Here is a 21,622-nt window from a genome sequence, read left to right on the forward strand (position 1 = left end):
CTCTTCTCATTGCTCCGCACGATGGGGCGCAAGGTCACCACCCGCGTGTGCCTGCCCATCCGATACGGCGGCGGCTGGCGGCTCGATACTGACCGTGCCGCTCATCCCCGGCAACAACCCCTGCTCGTCGGCACCCAGTCGCCCGATGGCCCGGACCGACTGGCTGACCGGGTCCACGCTGCCTGCGATGCGGGCGATCTCGCCTGCATGTGCCTGACCCGTTTCATCCAGCAAGACGGCAAAGGGATAGCCCGGCCGCAGCCAGACCAGCCAGCGCGACGGCACGATCATTTCGACCTCGAAACCACCCGTCTCGTAAATGCCCAGCAGTTCCTTGCCTTCGGGTACGTACTCCGACACCCGCACATGCGTTTCCCCCACACGCCCGGCAAAGGGGGCCTTGATGGTGCAGCGCTGCACCATGGCACGATCCACTGCACTTTCGGCCTGTCCGACCGACACGGCCGAACGGGCCTGCGCCAGGTCCGACACACTGATGGAATCGAGCGCATCAAGCCGGTTGGCCACATTCAGTTGCTGGCGTGCCGACGACTCGGCTGCCGCCGAACGGCTCAGCCGAGCCCGATGCAGCGAGCAATCGAACTCCGCCAGCACGTCCCCAGCCTTGAAACTATCGCCCTCCCGGAACGGGAGTTTGAGCAACTTGCCCGCCAGCTCGCTGGACAGCACGGCCTGCCGGACCGCCGTGACCTGGGCACGGACGACCTGCGCTTCCTGGGCCTGTATCGTTTCGGCCATGCCTATCAGTGCCAGAGCCGTCAGCAGCGGCAGGATATGCCGCTGCAGTCCGTGGCGCGGTGAACTGCCCGCAAGGGCAGTCACATGGCGGGCAGAATGAGCATACTCAGCGCGCATAAATATCCCGCCGCATCCGCTCCTGACGCGCCTCGGCCTCGGCCGCCAGAGCCGCCTGGCGCTGCGTCTCGGCCTGATCCAGTGCGGCCTGACCGCTGACCAGGGAGCCGGTGCTGGACCACATCGACACCGCCACTGGCCGCAACGCCGGCTGCTGCGCAACCGATGAGACAACCGGTGCGGCTGCAACAGCCTGCGCGGTCTGCGCCACAGGTGTGGCGGCCTCGACTGGCACGGCCTGCTGGATCAGGCTGGACTCGGCCATCAGGCGTGGCACCTGCAGCCCCCCCATATCAATGACGCGACCGTTGTCGGCCACCGCCGCCGCCAGACCAGCCACGCTGTCATCGGCCACAGTCTGTGGCAACGGATCGATGCCGGCCGCCTGGTGGATGGCACTCATGGCATTCTGCAGATCTGCATAGCTCAAGTCACGGGCCCGAGTGGCCAACACGGTTTCCACTCGCGTGCGGATGGTTTCAAGCACGGTCTGGGCATCACTGCGCAGGGCACCTTCGGTCTGCTGCAGAATGGCCCGCTGGATGCGATCCAGCTCTTTCGAGCGCTCAAACACACTGGCAGCACGCTGGAATTCCAGGTACGACACATTCACCTGGGTCAGCACGGCCATGCGCAATGCCTGGCGACGCAATTGCGCAACCGCTTCGCGGGTATCTCCGGCCTTGCTGATGGCCGGCCACGACAGGACATTGAACAGATTCCAGCTGACCTGCATGCCGGCATCCGCCCAGTTGTTGTTGACCAGATACTTGTTGCTGTCGTAGTTCAGGCCACCGAACAGCGATACGCCCGGCAACAGCCGCAGCAGCGACATGCGTGTTTCCAGCACGGCGTTGCGCGCCAGGTAGGCCTCTTCGCGGATCTCGGGACGACGCACCATCGACAGGGTTTCAAGGTCCTCGAGGCCATAGGCCAGGCGTGGCACTTCGAGGCTGGCGGCCGCAGGCACCACCAGATCATATTGCGATGCCGGCGGCAGATTCATCAGCGATGCCAGGCGCGATTTGGCCAATGCCAGGTCGCTCTCCAGCGCCTCGACCTGACGCACCATGCCCAACAGGTCACGCTGGTACTTAAGTGCATTGATCGGTGCCAGCAGACGTTGGCGTTCAGTCTCGCGCGCCTGCGACAGCGCCGTGCGCGCCTCGCCCAGGATGGAGGACACTTCGTTCTTGAGGCGCTCGGCAGTCACGGCATTCCAGTACGCTGTCCGCACCTCGCGAATGATGTCCGCCACGACTCGGCGGCGACGCTCTTCGGAAGCGAGGATCTTGTTGGCCTGGGCCTTGGCACCGAAATAGCTCAAGCCGAAATCAAGCACATTCCAGGACAGTTGCAGGTCGGCGTTGCGGATATTCCGTTCCTGGCTGGTGGAGGGTTCCAGCGACTCGCGCCCACTTTCCACCGAATAGCTCGACGACGCGTACGTGTTGTCTCGTGTCTTGAACCCAGCACGTGCCGTCAGCTTGGGCAGCATATCGAGCCCTTGCACATCGGCCAGGTTGTCTTCCAGCGCACGTTCCATCAGCATCAGGCGATGTTGCAGGTTGTACTTGACGGCACGGGCGATGGCCTCTTCCAGCGTGATGGCCTGTGTAACCGGCTCCTGTTGTGCGTACATGGCCTCGCGATCAGCCAGGGCCAGCACGAACTGCTCTTCCTCGGCCAGCGGCTGAGGGGTAATGGCGCAACCGGCCAGCGCGGCAGCGAGGATGGTCAGGCTACCCAGGCGCACGAAGCGCTGGCGAGCGACCGAGATCTTGTCATTGTGATGCTTGTTGGACACGTCTGTTCTTCCTTCTTTCAAAATCCCAAATGGCAACCGCGCGCCATGCCGCAGCCAGCAGGAGCGAGCCCCTTGCTGCGACATGATTGCGGCACATGATCGTTATGCAGCAGCCCGTTCGCCTGCGGGCCGTTCTTCCTGTTGCGGCGCGGCTCCCAGCAGGCCAAGCAGGCGCTGGGCATCCTGTACGAGGCTGGGCGCAGCCTGCATCCGAATTTGGTCGCTGACCGCCACCTTGGCCCCTGGCTGCAAGTCCTCGGTCAGTGCGACCACAGCCTCCTGACGGCCCGCTGCGGCAACATCGGCAGCCGATTCCGGCACGTTCAGAACGACCGGCACCTGCACGGCACGGCCATCCTGTGTCTGCGCCACCAGCACCAGATCCCATTGGCCGCTGCTGCCGGTTGCGATGATCCGGCCGGTACGCGCATCCAGGCGGATTCCCTCCGGCAACGGGCTGCCATCGGCCTGCACCAGCACCACGGAAACCACGGCCTGACGGCCGGAGAACAGGCCATCGGGCAACTGGTACTGGTAGTGGCCCTGGATCGCATCCCACTGTGCCGTACCACGCACAGTCTCACGGGTCGCGTGCAACGTGCCACCACCATGGTCGGCCAGGCTGGTTGCTGCCGGACGCTCGATTCGACGCTGTTCCAGTTCACGTTCCCACTCGGAGCGCGGCGTATCGGTCAGGTAGAAAGGCAGGCCGCGCAACCCCGGATCGGCAGACAGGCCCGCCATGGTCAACGACGAATAGCCCAGCGGTCGACCGCCGATGCCGGGCACCCCAGCCCAGGCCTCAGCCAGGATCTGGTGACGCTGGGCAGTGTCGGTCTGCCAGATACCGGCATAGGGCGACGTCAACGAGCCTGATGAGGCCGAAACATCACGCGACAGGGCATGGTCGGGCTGAAGCTGGGACAGGGTCGCGCCATCCATCAGGCTATTGACTTGCAGGGCAAGCGTCACACTGCTGCTGGCACCGTGTATGTCAGTCGCCGTGATAACCACGGTATGGCTGCCAATCGCTGTGGCGGCTGGCGTACCCGAGATCGTGCCGGTCGCGGCATCGAATGTCAGTCCGGCCGGCAAACCTGTCACGGACAGGCTGAACGCATCGCCTTCCGGGTCGGAAAACAGATTGGTCGGCAACGTATACGAAAATTCCTGCTGGACCTCTGCCTGCACACCGCCCAGTTGCCCGCTGGCCTGCGGCGCATCATTGACCGCCACCAGCGTGATCGAGGACTCGACCCCGGACAGTTGCACCGTATCCGAACCACCGCCAGCCGTACTACCGCTGTCACGCACGGACACCAGGGCAATCACGCGTGGCTGGCTCACGCTCGGGTTGTCACTGGTGCTGGCATAGCGGATCCCTTCCAGCAGCCCTTCGGCCTGTGCCGCCGGCAAGCCGGAGGCTGCAGCCGTCAGCGTCAGGCGCAGGCTGGTGCCATCCTGCAAGATGGCATACGCATGCCCACCCGCCGTCAGCCCCGAAGCCCCGGCGCGCAGCACGATGGTCGTGCCGTCGATGACCAGCGTTTCATGGCCAATGTCCACGACATTGTCCAGGCGCAGGACGATCTGCGTGACGGTTTCAGAGGCACCGCGAACATCGATCGCAACATCATCAAACACGACCACCGCGCTACCATTCTCGATGTACTCCAGATTGCTGCCTGGCACCACCGTCACCACGGGCGGTACATTCGCCACATCCAGGCTGACTGTGCGCGACGCCGATGCTCCGCTCGGATCCGTGACCTTGAGAACGAATTCGAACCGGCCGGCTACGGACAGCACGCCGACGATCCTGCCAGTTGCGGGATCGAACGACAGACCGGCAGGCAGCCCTTCCACATCCAGCGTCAGGGCATCGTTGTTGGCATCCGAGAACAGCTCGGATACCGCAGGCAAGGCATAGTCGAAAGCTGCCCCCACTGCGACCGGAGGCACATTCACCGTCCCGGCAACCGGAACAGGCTCGGCATTTGCCTCGATAGCCCAGGCAAAGTCCCGCGTTGCCGACATATTGCCCTTGTCGGTTACCGTGATCCGCAACACCCCACTCCACGGAGCATCAGGCATCCCGGACAATGTCCGGGTATCAGGATCGAACGTCACGCCTGGAGGCAGATTGTCGATCTCCCATGCCAGCCGGTCGCCATCCGCATCATTGAACAGCGATTCGGGCAATACGATCGGAGGATAGTCACGACCGACGATGCGCGTCGGCAACGCGTAATCATCCGTGCCCGGCAGTGGCACGGCATTGATGGCAACCGACACTTCCAGCTCGGTGAATAGGTCGCTATCATTGAACTGGACGCGCAACACCACCGAACCTGATGTCTCGGTACCCTGCCAGGCATAATCGATCTGCCGCAATACGGCATTGGCCTGCACGGTGGTCACGGCATCACCGAAACGGACCTCCAGCGTATCCCCCTCCTGCTCGAAGGTCGCAATCACCTTGCCATCCAGCCTGATCTCGTTGCCGACCAGCTCATAGCCATCCTTGCCGGCAAAACCGAACAGACTGCCGGCATCGCCCGTCACCTTGAGGAAGGCACCGGCATAGTTACCCTGGCCATTACCCGCGGCATCCAGCTCGACATCAGAGATACGCAGCGCCGGGAAGACAGCGATGGGTTCCCCGCCCGTTGTATAGACAGGTGCCGGGACATCCGGCGCACGCAGTACATGCAGCTTGTCCCCCACGACAACAATACCGCCATCCTTGATCGGCAGGATATGGCCAACGTTGCCCAGATCAGTCAGCGAATCAGACAGGCCACCATTCTCTACTGCGTAGCGCTTGAACGAGCCATCGGCCAGCGTCACGAACAGGGCCCTGCCATGATCTGTCAGTGCAATATCCCTGACATCCGCATCGACAGCCAGCGTATGTTGATGCGTCAGCGCTCCTTTCTCGATGTCCAGACTGAAGACATCAATCTGCCGATCGCTGGAAATCAGGATGGTCCGACCATCGGCACTGACTGAAAGATGCTTCAGCCCCCCCAGGGACAACGCTTTGCCTGCCGCATCGGTTTCGGTGTTGGCGGCATAGGTAAGCAGGGAAATGCCTCCTTCGGCATCGCGCTGGTAAACAATCAGGGCCGGCTTGCCATATGACCCTGACGGACTCGTCACCACGTAGACCAGATCGCCTTTGCTGACAACCTCCGTCGGACTCCACAGATATGGCGCATTGAACATGCTCCCTTCATGCTTACCCACCCATTGCAACTCACCGCTCTGAATGTCCCGACTAAACTCGAGCAAAGCGTAGGAATTCGTCAGATAAAGACTTTCCCCATCCTCTGACAGAGTCAGGCCCTGCATGCTGTATAGCGAACTGCCATGCACAGCATAATCATCGACGATGGTTTCCTCATGCGTCAGCTTGCCATCGGCATCGCTCGAAAAACGCAGAATCGCATTGCCACTCCCCGCCAGCGCATACACACTGCTGCCGTCTCCGGACAGCACCAGTTGTTTGATCGTTTCCTGCGCGGCAAAAGTCTCGACATGCGTCAACCGCCCCGAGTCCAGATTGCGGCTGAACAAGGCAATCGCCCCTTGGTCATCAACAACATAGACACGGTCTCCGGCCGTCGACACCGTACTGAATACAGGCTTCGAAAAACCATCCAGGCCATCCAGTACCTGCAGGCTGCTCAAGTCACCCAGCGACAGCACTGGATCGACCACCATCACCGGTTTGTCATTGACGGCCTCGATCTGGATCGACAGGGCCAGCACCTCGGAGACCAGGCCACGCTGGTCGGCCAGCGTGATTGCCACTGCCACGCTGGCGGCCGGCACGTCACTGCTGTTGGCATAGGTAATCTGCCGCAGCGTATTCTGCACATCGACCGAAGTCGGTTTGACCCCTGCACCATCGCTGAAACGGATCGTCAGCACGCCATCCTGGTTGGTCAGCGTACCGATCGCCTTGCCCGCCTTCAGCAGCGTATTACCATTCACGGACAGATCATGGCCTGCCTGGAAGCCGAGCGCATCGGCTGTACTCTTGCCCTCACCCAGTCGGATCGTCAGCACCGCGCCGTCATAATTGCCCAGCCCTCCATTGAAGGCATCCATCTGGGTGTCTTGCAGGGTCGCGCCCGGGGCAAGCGGGACCGGGGCTGCCTGTTCCCGATACTCGACGTCGGCCCCATTGTCCAGAACTGGAGCTGTATTCGTTCCCTGTGCTGCATTCAGGGTCACGACCGCCTTGCTGGCAGCCTCTCCTTCATCGTTCCTCAGATTCTTGCCATCGGCATCCGTCTCGAAGCCGCCGTTATCCTTGATTCTTAACGTAAAGGTACGATCACCGCTCGGGTTTTCTCCGCCATTGCTGTAGGCCAGCCCATTCACGACCTGCGCAGCCGCTTCGGCGGAACTGCCTGTTACATAGACGATCACAGTCGTCGTGCCTGCTGTTCTGTCCAGGGTCACCATGTACGTTCGACCGGTGCCGGTCGTGGCGGTACCGCTGGTTGCCTTGTCCAGGGGAATCTTGCCCCCTCCATCGACGATCAGGACCCCGTTTTCATCAATGGCGTCTATCTTCAGGATGATTTGCCAGATTGTCTGACCGGCCTCGACCGTATCGATCTGCGTATTCTCGAACAGCTTGACCGGCTCACCTTCAGCATAGAAATCAGTCTGGACGGCATCGGTGCTGACGACAGGCGGGTTGTTAACCCCTTGCAACGCAACGTCGAGCGACAATTCGGCCAGGTTCTGGCTACCATCGTTCAACGTGATCTTGAAATTGGCAGCACTGCCATCCTTGGTTGGATCGTTGCTGCGGTTTTCGTAGACGATGCGGCGCAGGGCATTTTGTGCATCCTGACGGCTGATATCAGCAGTGAACGTCATCGTCAACACACCACCCGACACCGTAAACGAAGCCACCTGGACTCCATTGAGCAACACAGTGTTGTTATTGAATGTCCAGCCATCTCCAGTCTTGAAACTGAAGGCATCATGGGTGCCCTTACCAGTATCCATGCGCTCGACGGCAATACTGGCATTGCGGTAGTTATCGGCGGCATCCAGCTGAGGATCGGCCAGCGTCCCCCCCGGCAGCAGCGCCACTGGATCTGTCCCTTCGCGATACTGGATATCCTCGGGCTTCAATTGCACAAGCAGCAGTTTCTCGCTGTACTCATCGCCCTTGGCCAGATACAGCTGAGTGCCATCTTCGCTCAGCGTGGCACCGCGCAATGACCTCAGCCCCTCACCCAGTGCGTCGTAAGTCCGCTTCATGGTGGGGATGCCGTCGCTGCCAATGGCATACAGATCCACACCGTTGTCTCGGATAGCGATCAATGCAGACCCATCAGTCGTGGCAATCAGGTCGATGATGCCGCTTTGCCTGCTGCCCACCGTGGTCGTACCCAATTCGGAGAGCACACCGGTCGTGGCATTGATGGACAATGCACGCAACACGTTGTTGCCGCTATCGAATGCATACAGTCTGGTGCCATCCGGAGACAGCGTCAGGGTCGAGGTGAAGTATTGGGAATCAGCACCATGGTCAAGTCCCTGTGCCGCAGCCACAAACGTCAACTGGCCATCCGTACCGATCCGGAACACGCTGGCCAGCGTATTGCCGCCGGATGTGCCGACAAACAGGTAATTGCCATCGTTCGAGCGGATCAGCGCATTGGCACCATCCAGTTGGATACCGGTTTCGCCCGCATCGGAATATTGATGAGCCACGCGCCAGGCGGTGCTGCCGGAATTCCGCTCGAAAACCAGCAGGCTGCCATCGTCGGAGGTGGCATAGAGACGGTTCTGGCCGTGCTGCACGACCTGGCTGATCGTACCGTATGAACCATCCTCCGGATTGCTTGCCAGCGTTCCCATGGATGTCAGGGCCCCCGTAGTCGCATCACGCCCAAAGAGTGCCGTACCCTGGCTACCGGTCACAAACAGCATGCTGCCATCGGCAGATGCCTGGATCTGCTCTGCACCGGCCAGCGCCGCAATGGCATCGTTACCAATGCTCCACGCTCTGCTCAGGTCACCCGAACCATCTGGCTGCAGGACATGCAGTTTGCCATTCATGACATAACCGCCTGTCCCGGAAGCCTCATCCCACACAAAATCTTCCGTCACCGTCACTACATAGATCTGACCATCCACCCGAACGATATCCTTGACGCCCTTGAAGAGGCTCTCCCACGACACATCCGGGCTGGATATCTCGATCCGCTCGACCAGGCTCATGGCCCCGGGCTCGGCACCGATCATGGGCTTTTCAACAACATCGGCGGCTACCGCAACATCCGCCTGGGCGGTATCCGTTGCATCGGCTACCTCCACCGCCGTTGCCACGGCGGCCGCATCGAACATCATGCGTGCCTCCAAAGCAAGCTGCAATGGGCTGCTGCGCCCCATTTTCACCGTCGTTCGAGCCATGAGAACCTCACAAAGTTATACGAATACCGTCCAGCAGGCCGCTCCAATACCGGGCTGACCAGAACTCATTCAATTAAACGTACGCCGCTACTGCTTTTCTGTATTTCTTCGGCAATGGCCTTGAGCCGGTTGCGAAAGTCCGTCCTGACACTGCCGGCATTGAAAACGCTGCCCATTACATAGCTGTAACGCTTGTCACCATCGGTACAGATTTTCAGCCCCGGCGCAACCACCTGCCCAAAGGCCGACAACATGTGATGATCAGGCTCGACCGTGCTCAACCCCAGGAAATAGGTCTTGATTCCTACGTCGACATATTCCCGGCACAGCCCTTCGAAAGCGCTGCGGGTATTCTGTCCGGAACCCGAGTTGCCATATGGATCAAGGAACCAGTCGCCGATCAGCTTGGCAAACATGACGATATATTTGCGGTTATCACTGTTGTCCGTTTCGAAATCGAGCGGATGGACAGCATCGCCCCAGCCCGCAGCGCCTCGCATATCGGGCGACAGCGCACGGCCGGCCCAGATCAGGCCCGGGCTGTAGCGCTGATTGAAACTGGGATGCTCAGCGTTTTCCCAGATGCTTTCCTTGATTTTGCTGCGCGACTCTTCCAGGGGCAGGAAGCGGGCCCGAGGGCAGGCCAGGTCATCGACAATGTATTGGAAAAAATCGCTGTTGTTATTGCTGTAGACGTGTATCCGGTACTGATACTGCCACTCGTTGGTCTGATCCAGGCGATAGTTGACCGTAAACGCCTGTGCGGCAGGGCCTCGCCACCAATAGCGCGACTCGGTCTGCCTTCTATCGGTCAGGCAGAGCCTGTTGGTCCGTGAGTCGGGCATCAAGGGAGACGCATGAGTGGTCACGCGCGGCGTGCTGCTGTTCCATGGGAAGGTCCGGCCCAGGAAATCCACTGGCCTGGATACGATATTGGGCGGTACCCACTGGCGCAACCGGCTGAGGCGGTTTTGACCTTGCGGCGTCACGTTGACGCCATCACCATGCGGCACCACGGCAACGCGCAGATTGGCACGGGTATCGGCCGATGATCCGCCGAACAGGTCATCGACAAAGTCACTGGCGATCTCCGCCAACGCCGTACGCTCTGCGGCCGATATGGAAAAATCCCCCTCGGAAGGCAGGATAATCGCAACCTCGGTCTTGGGATTCTCCGCATAAGCTGTCGAATGCACTTCGACCGGGCCGCTCCCGGCTCCCAACAACACCGATACCGGCTGCAACTCTGCCCGCACCTTGTAGGTCCGGCCTGGCTCCTTGCGCCCCACCTCTACACGAATATCACCCAACTGGCTGGACACGACCGAATCCATGCCCAGGTTGGCGCGCACATACTCTTCGGCCAGGGCATTGAGCCGCGGAGCGCTCATGTCGGGATCCCCCATGCCATCCACGGCCACAGCCATCGCCGCAGCATCGGTCGCCCGCTTCAACTGCGCCGCCCCGGTCGTCATGCGCGTGGCATCGAACGCATAGGCCCCGGCAACCATCACGCCGGCGATTCCCAACACCATGAAGGGTGCCATGCCGCCGCGCTCGTCACGGCCAAACACGCGCACCGACATCCATGCTTTCCCCAGATACCCGGCCATTTTGCTGAACCGCGACATGTCTCTATTCCCTCTCTTCCTGCACGATCGCGCCCACCGCCTCGGCCAGCAGAACCTCGTCGAGATCCACATTGGTCGCCAGAGCACGATTCACCGACACCACGGCCAGCCTGTCCGGCAACGCCAGATGCTCCATCGAAATATCGTCTACCGTGCGGCACAGCCGCACCACGATCAGCGAGTGTGTGTCGTTCTCGGGATCTCCATTGCCATCCAGTTCGGCATCCACGGGCAGCGTGCCCTCATAGGTCCCTTCCCGCGCAGTTTCCGCGCAGACCCCATCGCCACCCCGACTCAGGCTCCACCAGATACGACGCGACGGCATGGTCACATTGCTGACCACCATCTGGTGGCGACCTCGCACATCCTTCAGCCCTTCTACCTTGAACAAGGTCTCGTACAGGCCATCCAGACCCGCCTTGCCCAGCTTCTGCTGCACCGACAGCGTGATGGCGGCAGATCCAGCCAGTTGTTCCATGCGTGTGCGCTCGATGCCGACCTTGAACAGATCCACACACAGCAAACCACCGGCCACAATGAGCGGCAGCAGCAAGGCCGTCTCGACGGCCGCACCACCACGCTCATCAAACCGCAACCTCAACAAAAATGAGTTGCAAAAACGTCCAAAAATCGCACGTATGAAAGGCATCATGCGCCGCTCTCCTGCCCTTCGGTTTCATCCAGATGACCCAATACCTGTTTGAAGCGATAGCGGAATGCATCTTCGAGCGTCAGGAAGGTGGGCAGTGGCGTGATGTATTGCTTGCGCACGTCCACCGTAATGCTCCAGACCGGTCGCGACTGTGAAGCCCTGATCGCATCGTCGTCCTCGCCCTGCGCACTGCCGGACGCAGCACGGTCATCGACGGACTGCCCGCCGCCCAATGCCTCCAGCGAGTCGAAATGCTCGACTTCGATCCGGATATCATCCGGGTCCAGATAGCCATAGGAGTAGCGCCGGTCAGCCATGCGCTCAGCCACCAGCGTCTTGACCGAGTCCACGTCGAGCCGGTCTTCGCGTCGCAGTGACTGGATAGCGGCATCCATGGCCGTACTGCCGATGCTGATGGTCAGCATGATGCGTGCCAGTTCCATGAACATCATGATGCCGACCAGCACCACCGGGATCAGGAAGGCCGTTTCGGTAGCAATTGCGCCGCACTCGTCAGACCGGGCGTATCGGCCCATGACGACATGCCGGTGCCTGATCCGTTGCAGGATGGCTATCCTGTGCAGGCACATGGTCTTACTCATCCTGATCCTGCAGCGCCAGCATCTGGCGGCTAGCAACCAGCAATTCGGCAGCAACGGGCTCACCCTCGCGGATGCGAGTGCTGTAGCGCATCAGTTGCGCCTGCAATTGCTCGGCCTGACGCTCTGAGACCAGTTGCCGCAATGCCTGATCGGCCTGTTCCGGCTGGTTTTCCAGCAGATAGGCCAGAGCCAGGTTGAGGGTCAGCGTAGGCATGTTCCTGGGCATGTCCAGCTGGCGCAACAGGCGGATGGTTTCGTCCGTCTTGCCTTGCGACAGATAGGACAGGGCCAGGTTGTTCAGCAACGTGAAATCAGCGGGATCGATCTCCTGGGCTTGACGCCAGAGTACCTGCGCCTGTTCGTGCTCGCCCTGGGCATCAAGGATCACGGCCTTGCCGTTCAGTGCCACCGTATTGACTGCATCCAGCTTCAAGGCGCAATCAAAATCCCCGAGCGCCGCATCGGTCTGGCCCAATGCCAGGCGGGCGCGGCCCAGGCCGTTGCAAAGCGCCACCCCGGTCGCCGGGGGCAATGCCATGGGGTCGCCCCCCATCTCCTGCCGGGCACGGCCAAACAAGGCCAGTGCCTGACGCGGCGAGCTGACGGTCGCCGCCACGGTGGCATATTCGAGCAGCAACGCGCCCTTGAGCTCGCCACGCTGGTCAAGACGCGCATAAATGCCTGCAGCGCCTTCCATGCGGCCGTTATCGCGCAGCATACGAGCCAGACGCAGGCCTTCGGCCAGGCTGCCAGTCAGCTCTTTGTCGGCCGCGGCCGTTGTCGATGCAGAGGTACCGCCCAGGCTGGCGCACCCTCCCAGGGCGGCAACCAGCGCAATAGCGCAGAGGGTCTTGAGGGAAGTTTTCATTCGGTCAGCATCCGGATCACGCGCACCAGGGCAGGCGTTGCCATGAGCGCAACAATGGGGGGAAGAATCATGGTCATCAGGGGCAGGCTGAGTTGTGCCGGCAGCTTGCCGGCCCGCTCTTCCAGCGTCAGGATCAGGGTAGTGCGGCTTTCGTCGGCAATGGTGCGCAGCGCCTGTGCCAACGGCGTGCCGTAACGTTCGGCCTGCACAAGCGAGGCCACCATGCTTTCGATGGCAGGCACACGGGTGCGCTCGGCAAGGTTGAGCAATGCCAGACTACGCTCGGATACCAGTTGCAGTTCGGCTTCGGTGTAGCTCAGTTCTTCCGCCATGACTGGCGCGCTCAGGGCCATCTCGCGTGCCACCACCTTGAAGATGCGGCCTAGCGGCAGGCCTGCCTCCGCGCAGATCACCATCAGGTCAAGGGCATCCGGCACGCTGCGTGTAAGCCGCTCGGCACGACGTGCGGCGCGCGACTTGACATACAGTTCCGGCAACAGCGACCCCACGAACCAGGCCACCAGCGAGATCGCCAGCCCGGTCAGCGTCAGGCGATTGGAAGCATCCAGCCAGCCCAGTTGTACCGACAACAGCAAGGCCAGGCCACTGAGCGTCTTGACAGCGATGAACAGCCCGCCGGCATCGCTGTAGCGATAGCCAGCCTGAGCCAGCAATACAGCCTGTTCGCGACGCGCCTTGTCATTGCCGGCCAGCGCATTGCCGAAGGCCGCCAGGCGATCCATCCACTGCGCCAGACGCACCGATCCGGGTCGCCCGGCATCACGCAGGATATCGGCAGCTGCACCGGCATTGAGAATATCCCGGCGCTGCGCATCCTGCTGTATGGCATAGTCGCGCAGGCGCTGGCCCAGATCGCTGCTGCGCACACCACCGGCACGCAACACCCAGCCGCCGAGGACGACACCCAGGACCAGCATCAGCAGCATGAACTGCACGAAAGGATCGGAAAAGAAGCCATCCATGTCGCTCTCCTAGGCCACTCGGCGCACCATCAAGTGCGTAATCAGCAGCCCCAGTGCAACACTGCAGACCGCGTAGACCGTGACCTTGATGCCGGCAGGATCGTTCAGCAAAAACTGGAAATCCTCGGGCGCATTGACGTACATATAGGCCATTACCGACGGTACCAGCGCCGCCACGATCTTGGCTGACGCACGTGCCTCGGAAGTTTTGGACATGACTTTCATCTTGAGTTCGGCACGCGCGCGCAAGGTTGCGCTCAGGCGATCCATCGTCTCGCCCAGCCGCCCACCGGTTTCCTGGTTGATGATCAGGATGACGGCAAAGAAACGGTATTCGGCAATCGGCACGCGCTGGGCCGAATCGATCATGGCGCGACGCAGCGGCACTCCCAGGCGCAGCCATCGATCAATCTGCAGCAATTCGGCCGATAACGGACTGCGCAGGTGCTCGGCAGCAATCGCAAAGGCACTGTGCAGGGGTACACCAGCGCGGCAAGTACGGGTAATGGCATCAATGGCCTCGGGCAGGGACGTGCGCAATGCTTCCAGATAGCGATCCAGCGCCCTGCGGTAGGTCACCAGCCCGATCAGCACAAACAGCACCAGCGCAGACAGCGATCCGACCAGCAGCGGTGCCGGTGAGCGCCGGCCCAGCAACAGGCCGCCGATCAATGCCAGTGCCGCCATCACCACCAGCCTCAGACGCAGGTTCTCACGCCAGCCCAGCACGTCGAGATTGGCATGGGCGCGTGCCAGCCAGGGCCCTACCAGCGGCCAAGAAGCCATCCGGAAGGCCTGTTGCCCATCCTGCAGGATGGAGACTTCGTCATCGCCGGCCAGACCTGGCCGACCAGCAAGTTCGGGCTGCAACTCCACCTGAAGTTGTGCCAGGCGCGCCGCAGCCTGTTCCGCCAGACGCTGGCGACGGCTGAAGGCGCGCAGCGCATAGATGCCGGCAAATACGGCCAGAAACGTCAGCAGCGTGAACAGGTCCAGCAGAGCACTCATCTCAATGCCCATCCTGCTTGAAAAGGTGTGCCTTGTCCGCATAGAACAGTGGCCGCACCCCACCCGATACGTGCTCGCCGATGACCTGCCCGGCATGGCTGATGGAGCGGGTACGGAAGGCAAACAGTTCCTGGGTCTGAATCACATCCTCTTCCATGCCGCCCAGCTCCACGATGGAGACCACACGACGCGCACCATCGCGCATGCGCTCAATCTGCACGACCAGATCAACGGCACTGGCAATCTGGCGCCGGATTGCCATCAGCGGCAGTTGCATGTTGGCCATCATCACCATGTTCTCGAGCCGCAGCAGGGCATCACGCGGCGTATTGGCGTGCACCGTGCAGAGTGAACCGTCGTGGCCGGTATTCATGGCCTGCAGCATGTCGAAGCATTCACCACCACGCACCTCGCCCAGGATGATGCGGTCGGGCCGCATCCGCAGCGAGTTGCGCATCAGGTCGCGCTGGTCGACCTTGCCGGTGCCCTCGGCGCTTTCGGGCCGGGTTTCGAGCGTGATGACGTGTTCCTGCTGCAATTGCAGTTCGGCCGCATCTTCGATGGTGATGATGCGCTCGGTCGGATCGATTTTCTGGGACAGCGCGTTGAGCAACGTGGTCTTGCCAGCCCCCGTACCACCCGACACAACGATATTGAGCCGGGCCTGCATCGCCTTGGTCAGCAGGTCAGCCATGTCCATCGACATCGCGCCACGCTCGGCCAGCGACTCCAGCGCCAGATTGCGACGCATGAACTTGCGGATCGAGATCGTGGTGCCGCGCAGCGCCAGAGGATGCGTGATCACATTGACCCGACTGCCATCGGCCAGACGCGCATCCACCATCGGATTGGCTTCGTCGATGCGGCGGCCGACCGCCGCAGCGATGCGCTGGGCGGTATTGAAGACGTGCTCCTCGTCCAGGAAAGACACCTGGGAGAGCTCCAGCTTGCCAAAACGCTCGATAAAAACCTGGTGCGGTCCATTGACCAGGATATCGTTGACCGTATCGTCCTCCAGCAGCGGCTGGATTGGCCCGATACCAATCATCTCGTCGAACATCTGACGCGAGATGGTTTCCTCTTCCTGCGAAGACAGATGCAAACGATGTTCGTCGGCGATACGCCGGATGACGCTGTCGATCTGGCTCCTGAGCCGGTCGCGCTCCATGCGCGCTGCCTTGAGCGGATCGATCTGCTCGAACAGTTGGGTACGGATCAGGCGTCGCTGATTGAGTGATTCGGGCGTCAGCGCCTGGGAAGCACGCCCCGTCGCGCGAGGTGTGGCAGGCGCGGCCTGCCGCGACACGGCAGAGGCTGCAGCCACCGGAACACGCACCGTTGCAACCGGCTCGTGTGCCGCGGGCATATCCTGCACAGCAATCGGTGCCGAGGCAACCGCTGTCGTGACTGACGCACGCGGCTGTGGCCGTGCTGTCGGCGCAGGAGCGGGTTTTCGTACCAGCATCTCGCGTCTCCTCAGGCTGCGCGGCGGACCGCAGTTGCATCACGCGAGAACAGCGAGCGCAAACGCCCGGCCACGCCGCCCTGATTGCGGGCAGCCACGGTCGGCTGGCGACCAGACAACAGATCGGCCAGGCCCGCCAGTGCATCACGAAATGCCGGTGCAGCATCAGGATCCAGCGGCCCCTTGAGCAGACTGCCGGCCAGGGCCGACCCGCCCCAAGGCAGCAACAGATCGATCTTGTGCCCCACGAACTCTTCGAACTGCGCACGAGGCACGGCAGGCTGCGCGCCCTGGCGACTTGCATTGGCCACCAGCAACAAACGCTGTCCGGCACTCTCATCACCGATCTCGCGCAGCAGCCGCAATACCTTGCGCGCATCCTGCACGGTCAGGTCGGTCAATACCACACGGACTTCGGCATGGCGCAACACTTCAAGGCAGGCGTTATCACGCTGCGCCGGCAGGTCCCAGATCGACAGTCCGAACAGGCGGCACAGCGCGGCTCCCAGTTGCAGCGCCTGTCCCTCGTCCAGAGAAACAGCCTCGATATCAGGCTGCTGGGCCAGCAGATAGATGCGGTCGCTGATGCGAGACAGGGTCCGCAACAGCAGGCGTGGGTCGCTGTCGCCAGCATCCAGTGCGGCCCGCAGGCCATCAGTTGGCCCCGTGCCAAGCAACAGCGGCAGGTCACCATTGCGCCGGTCGAAGTCCACCAGAGCCTGGGGCGCATGACCGATACGTGCCAGCGCCAGTGCCAGACCTGCTGCCACGGTGCTGGTTCCGGCCCCGCCGCTGGCTCCTGTCAGGGCAATCGTCCGACCGGAAGCCGGCACCTGTACCGGCTGGTCATCATCGGCACGCTGCAGCACCTGGGCCAATTGGTCGAAAGCCACCGGCTTGAGCAGGTAATCCACCACGCCTTCGCCGAGCAGGCTGCGATAGAGATTGACGTCATTGCGCTCGCCCAGCACGACCAGGCGACAAGCAGGACCCGCGGCCTGCAGCAGTTCACCCAGGGCAGGCAGGGGATGGGCCTCGTGGCTGATATCGACAACAAGGATCGCAGGAGCCGCCTGCTGCCGACAATATGCCGCAGCATCGGCCACGCCCCCCGCCGTCACGACACGGGGCCGTCCGAGACGGTCCAGGTAGTCGGTCAGCTGCGGCACATCGGCCGGCGCCACGAATACCGTGACACGCGGATCGCCCGCAAGATCAGACTGGATATCGGTTTCGCTCATGTCGCTTGCTGCCTTGTTCCGTTATTCGTCGAAATCGATATCGACCAGGTCTTTCACTTCGTCTTCGTGGTAGCGGCGTACGGCTTCGGCCGTCACCACACCATCGGCGGATTCCAGCACCTTGGGCTGGATCAGGTCACGCGGATCGCTGACCATCTGTGCCAGGTTGTGCCGGTTGGCACAACCCAGCGGCCCCAGGCTCCAGTAAGGATGCGAGGTCAGCGGCCAGCGGTTCAGATCCTTGTTGGCAGGCCCGCAATCCTGCGCCTGCACAGCGATAGACTCCGAACGCAGCTCAAGATCCCAGCCCTGGGCCAATGCGGCCTCCTGCGCTGCCATGCCGGCCAGCGGCAACACGGCCACATCGCTTGCGCCGGCCTGGCGCAATGCCTCGGCCAGGCGGGCGGCCATGGGCACCCCCTGCGTGCTGAGCGGTGCCACCGTCAGCGCCTGGCGGCTGATGCGGCCCTGCTGACGCAACAGTTCATTGACCTGCTCCAGCGCATCCGGAGCCAGCCCCCCATCCTCGGTGACCGCCAGCCCCAGCGCCAGGGCCTGGGGTTGCACCGCGACCGGCTGCGCAGGCGGCGTCATGCATGCACCAAGCGCAGATACCAGCAGCGCGGAGACAGCCAGCCTGGACCAGCGGGAAAGCGTTGAATTTTTCTGCATGGACTGTGTTCTCCTCAGTACAGATAGCCGGCAGCAGCCTGCTGCGGCACCAGGGAATCGATATCGGGAATGCCCTGGCCCGGTACTTTCAGGTCGGATTTCGAAACCGGATCGACGACATAGGCCGTCACCAGGATGACCAGTTCGGTTTCGCGGCGCTCGGTCTGTTCATGTTCGAAAAAACGACCCAGCAACGGCAGGCTGCGCAAGCCCGGCACGCCCTGAACCGTCTGCCCGGTATTGCTGCGCAACATGCCAGCCAGGGCAAAGCTCTGGCCACTGGCCAGTTCGACCGTGGTATCGGCGCGCCGTACCGTAAAGGCCGGAATCGTCGACCCCCCTTCCAGGGTGACAGAGCCCTCGGCCGTCAGTTCGCTGACTTCAGGCGCGATATGCAGGCTGATGCGGTTGGAGGACAGCAGGGTCGGCGTCATCCGCAGGATCACGCCATAGGACTTGTAGTCGATCTGGACATTGTTGTTGGTGATGATCACGATGGGCACTTCGCCGCCCGCGGCAAACGCTGCCGTTTCGCCAGACATCGCCGTGAGGTTGGGTTCGGCCAACACCGTCGCCATGCCCTCGCCCTGCATAGCCGTCAGCAACACCCCCAAGCCAAAGTTGCCGCGAGTACGAAAACCACCCGCCGAAATACCGCCACCTGCAGGCACTGCACTGCCGATCACACCATTCATGCCGCTGACCATGCCTGCCGTATTCGAGGCCGCGGAAAACAGATTGCCGAACCCACCGGTTGCCGCCCCTGCGACACCCCGACCCGTACTCAGCACGGCAGCCCAGTCAAAGCCCAACTCATGCGACATCGTGCGAGACATCTCGACCACCCGCACCTGAATGTTGACCTGTGCGGACTGCTCGACCTTGAGTTGGTTGATGACCTTGCGCGAACTGCCGCCACCACCCGCACTGCCCCCGCCTCCTCCGGCACCACCTTGCGAGGCGGCAGCACTGTTCAAATAGGCCTGCGCACTCTCGATGACCTGCCGAGCCTGCAGCGGCGTGCGTACCTTGCCACGCACGATCAGGCTCTCGTTGGCCGACGGCTCGATCTGGATATCGGCACCAGGCACTTCGCGCTTGATCTGCTCCACCAGCGTCGCCAGGTCATACTCGACCACGATCTTGATCGCGGCGATGATGCCATCGCTCTCATCCAGCGCATAGAGCGTCGTGGCCCCTACCTTCTCGCCATAGACGAACAGGCTGTTGGGCGACGGCACCTGCACGCTGGCCACCGATGGATCGGCTACCAGAACATTTGACACCGGACGCTGCAGGCGCAACAGGTTGCCCTGGCGCAGCTTGAGTGTCATGTGGCCGGTCTCCTCGACCTGGCGCAGATGACGCGGCAACTCGGACGGACTGCTGTTGACAATGGCGCTGCCAGCAGTATCAGAAGATGGCACGTCCTGGCTCCAGGCCGGCGTGGTGACGAGCAGGGACAGCCCGCTCAACAGGGAGACCAGTGCCCCCTTAACAGGCTGGACAGATGCAACATGATTGGACATTCGGTTCACGCAAATCAGAGTCGGATTGGAAAAAGTCACTGCGCACCTGCGCCAAAGACGACCGGCTGCACCTGCCTGCCGAGGTACAGGTTGACCCTGGCCGGTTGCCCGGCACCACCACTCGGTGCCGTACGCAGGAAAATGCCGGTCGTATCGGCAAGCCGTGTCACATGGGTCTCACCGGCATCTTCGGCAACGTCATCACCCACGCGCCGCAGTGCCACATGCAAGGTGCCCAACTCCTTGGCCACCGCCAGTTTTTCGGCCTGGCGCGGATCGACTTCCAGTGTGATGGTTTCGAAATATTGACGCGGAGACCGTGCCTGACCTGTGCCTGCCCCGGCATTCTCACCCTGGGCTTCTGCCGGCACGATGCTCGCTGCCATGTCGCCCAGAGCCAGCACCCGCACATCGCGCAGGATCGTTTCGGCCGCCAGCGGCGGTGGCAGATCGGGCTCGGAGGCCGAAACCACACCATTCCGTTCCAGGCTCAGGATGACATCCACGCGGTCACCCGCTGCCACCAGGCCTGCATTGCTGGCCACGGCACTGGTCGGCACGGAAATCGCCCGCATGCCTGGCTGCAGCACGGCAGCCAGAAAGCCCGGCTCGCCAGGCCTGACCAGCACATCAGGTCGGAATGACTGACCAGCCATCAATGGCCGGCGCAGTGTGGCACCGTACAGTTCCCGCTCATTGGCGCGGTTTGCGTCCATATCGCCGGCCCGCACATCATTGACAGGCACATCCTGCCACTTGAGCGCACTGCCATCGATGAACTCACCTGGAGTCAGGTCATGTGCCGCCACCAGTATCTGGCGACTGGCAGGCGGCTCAACCTGCACTTCCTTGACGACGATCTCGGGCGGCGGCGGACGCATCAGCGCACGCGCAACCAGGGCAGAAGTGGCAGCCAGAACCAAGGCACCAGCCAGCAATAAAACAGAAGAAGTTTTCATGTTCAGATACAACGAAACCGCGACAAAAGTCGGCAAGGCGTATTCAGCGCGCCATCAACCCGAAGGTACAGGCGGCACCGGCGGCAATGGCCAGGCCATAGGGAATACCGGCAGGCCGGTTATTACCCAGGATGAGAGGCAATGGCGGATTGCGGCCCGGAAGCCGCGCGCCCAGGCGCACCATGCCATGAGCCAGTGTCAGCTCAATCATGTTCAGCAAAGGCAGTGCCAAGGCCAGCACGCCCCCTGCCAGGGATGTCACCATCAGGAAAATCAGTCCGTGATCGCCCGCCCACAGCATCAATACGGCCATGAGCTTGACGTCCCCCGCCCCGACCCGATTGATCAGGAACAGGCCATAGCCAAACACCAGCACCAGCACTGCGGACAGCAAAGGCCAACCCAGCCACGCGCCCCACTCGATGCCCGCCGCCCAAGGGCCCTGCCCAAACAGAGCCAGCAAAGGATGCAGCAGCCAGACCGCCAGAAGCAGCAAGACCAACCGGTTGGGAATACGTCTATAGAGCAGGTCTGACAGCACCACCCAGGCCAGTGCCGCAATCAGCAGCCATTGAGCTCCGGGCAGCATAGGCATGGCAAACAGCCCGTCAGATCAGTTGGCGGACGTCTTGACGTCTTCGCCGGCACCGGAGATGTCTCCAGCGATATCTTCAAACTTACCGCGCAGTGCGCTGATGAAGGCACCATCATTGCCAAAGATCACGGCGACAGCGGCCGCCATTGCTGCGGCCAGGATGCCGTATTCGATCGCGGTCACGCCGCTTTCGTCGTTCAGGAACTGTTTGAGCTTGGAGGCCATCTGGATGAATCCCGTAAAAAATAGCGAGCAACTAAACAAAAATCAATTCTATCTTTGCTGCT

At 61.8% G+C, this 21,622-nt stretch carries 16 protein-coding genes; all 16 read right to left on the reverse strand.

Features of this window, described 5'->3' with window-relative positions:
- Window positions 1–6: 6 nt before the first annotated feature.
- Window positions 7–843, reverse strand: coding sequence for an efflux RND transporter periplasmic adaptor subunit (locus tag DD235_RS14380; RefSeq protein ID WP_204524249.1), 837 nt, complete (start codon window positions 841–843; stop codon window positions 7–9).
- Between the two features lie 22 nt (window positions 844–865).
- Window positions 866–2,683: a TolC family protein gene (locus DD235_RS14385; protein WP_239990168.1), complete on the reverse strand. Its 1,818-nt coding sequence runs from the start codon at window positions 2,681–2,683 to the stop codon at window positions 866–868.
- Between the two features lie 102 nt (window positions 2,684–2,785).
- Window positions 2,786–9,130: a putative Ig domain-containing protein gene (locus DD235_RS14390; protein ID WP_109062803.1), complete on the reverse strand. Its 6,345-nt coding sequence runs from the start codon at window positions 9,128–9,130 to the stop codon at window positions 2,786–2,788.
- A 65-nt stretch (window positions 9,131–9,195) separates the two neighbouring features.
- On the reverse strand, window positions 9,196–10,761 hold the full coding sequence (locus DD235_RS14395) for a hypothetical protein (protein WP_109062804.1): 1,566 nt from the start codon (window positions 10,759–10,761) through the stop codon (window positions 9,196–9,198).
- A 4-nt stretch (window positions 10,762–10,765) separates the two neighbouring features.
- Window positions 10,766–11,413, reverse strand: coding sequence for a TadE/TadG family type IV pilus assembly protein (locus DD235_RS14400; protein WP_109062805.1), 648 nt, complete (start codon window positions 11,411–11,413; stop codon window positions 10,766–10,768).
- Complete coding sequence (locus DD235_RS14405) at window positions 11,410–12,015, reverse strand: TadE/TadG family type IV pilus assembly protein (protein WP_204524250.1); 606 nt, start codon at window positions 12,013–12,015, stop codon at window positions 11,410–11,412. Before DD235_RS14405 ends, DD235_RS14400 begins: the two co-directional genes overlap by 4 nt.
- On the reverse strand, window positions 12,008–12,883 hold the full coding sequence (locus DD235_RS14410; RefSeq protein WP_109062806.1) for a tetratricopeptide repeat protein: 876 nt from the start codon (window positions 12,881–12,883) through the stop codon (window positions 12,008–12,010). Before DD235_RS14410 ends, DD235_RS14405 begins: the two co-directional genes overlap by 8 nt.
- Entirely contained in the window at window positions 12,880–13,866 is a 987-nt protein-coding gene (locus DD235_RS14415) for a type II secretion system F family protein (RefSeq protein WP_239990169.1), read from the reverse strand. Before DD235_RS14415 ends, DD235_RS14410 begins: the two co-directional genes overlap by 4 nt.
- Window positions 13,867–13,875: 9 nt before the next feature.
- Window positions 13,876–14,874, reverse strand: a complete 999-nt coding sequence (locus DD235_RS14420; protein WP_109062807.1) for a type II secretion system F family protein — start codon at window positions 14,872–14,874, stop codon at window positions 13,876–13,878.
- 1 nt (window position 14,875) lies between these two features.
- Entirely contained in the window at window positions 14,876–16,339 is a 1,464-nt protein-coding gene (locus tag DD235_RS14425) for a TadA family conjugal transfer-associated ATPase (RefSeq protein WP_109062808.1), read from the reverse strand.
- A gap of 11 nt (window positions 16,340–16,350) precedes the next feature.
- Entirely contained in the window at window positions 16,351–17,580 is a 1,230-nt protein-coding gene (locus DD235_RS14430) for a CpaE/TadZ family protein (RefSeq protein WP_109062809.1), read from the reverse strand.
- Window positions 17,581–17,601: 21 nt separating this feature from the next.
- A complete protein-coding gene (locus DD235_RS14435) occupies window positions 17,602–18,252 on the reverse strand; it encodes a CpaD family pilus assembly lipoprotein (protein ID WP_109062810.1) in 651 nt (216 codons plus the stop codon).
- 14 nt (window positions 18,253–18,266) lie between these two features.
- Entirely contained in the window at window positions 18,267–19,781 is a 1,515-nt protein-coding gene (locus tag DD235_RS14440; protein WP_109062811.1) for a type II and III secretion system protein family protein, read from the reverse strand.
- A gap of 35 nt (window positions 19,782–19,816) precedes the next feature.
- Window positions 19,817–20,740 (reverse strand): Flp pilus assembly protein CpaB, encoded by a 924-nt coding sequence (gene cpaB / locus DD235_RS14445; RefSeq protein ID WP_109062812.1) that lies wholly within the window; start codon window positions 20,738–20,740, stop codon window positions 19,817–19,819.
- A 43-nt stretch (window positions 20,741–20,783) separates the two neighbouring features.
- Window positions 20,784–21,335: an A24 family peptidase gene (locus DD235_RS14450; RefSeq protein WP_109062813.1), complete on the reverse strand. Its 552-nt coding sequence runs from the start codon at window positions 21,333–21,335 to the stop codon at window positions 20,784–20,786.
- A gap of 18 nt (window positions 21,336–21,353) precedes the next feature.
- Window positions 21,354–21,560, reverse strand: coding sequence for a Flp family type IVb pilin (locus DD235_RS14455; protein WP_109062814.1), 207 nt, complete (start codon window positions 21,558–21,560; stop codon window positions 21,354–21,356).
- Window positions 21,561–21,622: the final 62 nt, after the last annotated feature.

The organism is Corticimicrobacter populi (assembly GCF_003123725.1).
GTDB classification, from domain to species: Bacteria; Pseudomonadota; Gammaproteobacteria; order Burkholderiales; family Burkholderiaceae_B; genus Corticimicrobacter; species Corticimicrobacter populi.

Coding starts and splice junctions, on each gene's coding strand:
- DD235_RS14440 (WP_109062811.1), bottom strand. CDS start 19,781: ATGTCCAATCATGTTGCATCTGTCCAGCCTGTTAAGGGGGCACTGGTC.
- DD235_RS14395 (WP_109062804.1), bottom strand. CDS start 10,761: ATGTCGCGGTTCAGCAAAATGGCCGGGTATCTGGGGAAAGCATGGATG.
- DD235_RS14455 (WP_109062814.1), bottom strand. CDS start 21,560: ATGGCCTCCAAGCTCAAACAGTTCCTGAACGACGAAAGCGGCGTGACC.
- DD235_RS14410 (WP_109062806.1), bottom strand. CDS start 12,883: ATGAAAACTTCCCTCAAGACCCTCTGCGCTATTGCGCTGGTTGCCGCC.
- DD235_RS14390 (WP_109062803.1), bottom strand. CDS start 9,130: ATGGCTCGAACGACGGTGAAAATGGGGCGCAGCAGCCCATTGCAGCTT.
- cpaB (WP_109062812.1), bottom strand. CDS start 20,740: ATGAAAACTTCTTCTGTTTTATTGCTGGCTGGTGCCTTGGTTCTGGCT.
- DD235_RS14405 (WP_204524250.1), bottom strand. CDS start 12,015: ATGAGTAAGACCATGTGCCTGCACAGGATAGCCATCCTGCAACGGATC.
- DD235_RS14420 (WP_109062807.1), bottom strand. CDS start 14,874: ATGAGTGCTCTGCTGGACCTGTTCACGCTGCTGACGTTTCTGGCCGTA.
- DD235_RS14415 (WP_239990169.1), bottom strand. CDS start 13,866: ATGGATGGCTTCTTTTCCGATCCTTTCGTGCAGTTCATGCTGCTGATG.
- DD235_RS14435 (WP_109062810.1), bottom strand. CDS start 18,252: ATGCAGAAAAATTCAACGCTTTCCCGCTGGTCCAGGCTGGCTGTCTCC.
- DD235_RS14400 (WP_109062805.1), bottom strand. CDS start 11,413: ATGATGCCTTTCATACGTGCGATTTTTGGACGTTTTTGCAACTCATTT.
- DD235_RS14450 (WP_109062813.1), bottom strand. CDS start 21,335: ATGCCTATGCTGCCCGGAGCTCAATGGCTGCTGATTGCGGCACTGGCC.
- DD235_RS14430 (WP_109062809.1), bottom strand. CDS start 17,580: ATGAGCGAAACCGATATCCAGTCTGATCTTGCGGGCGATCCGCGTGTC.
- DD235_RS14425 (WP_109062808.1), bottom strand. CDS start 16,339: ATGCTGGTACGAAAACCCGCTCCTGCGCCGACAGCACGGCCACAGCCG.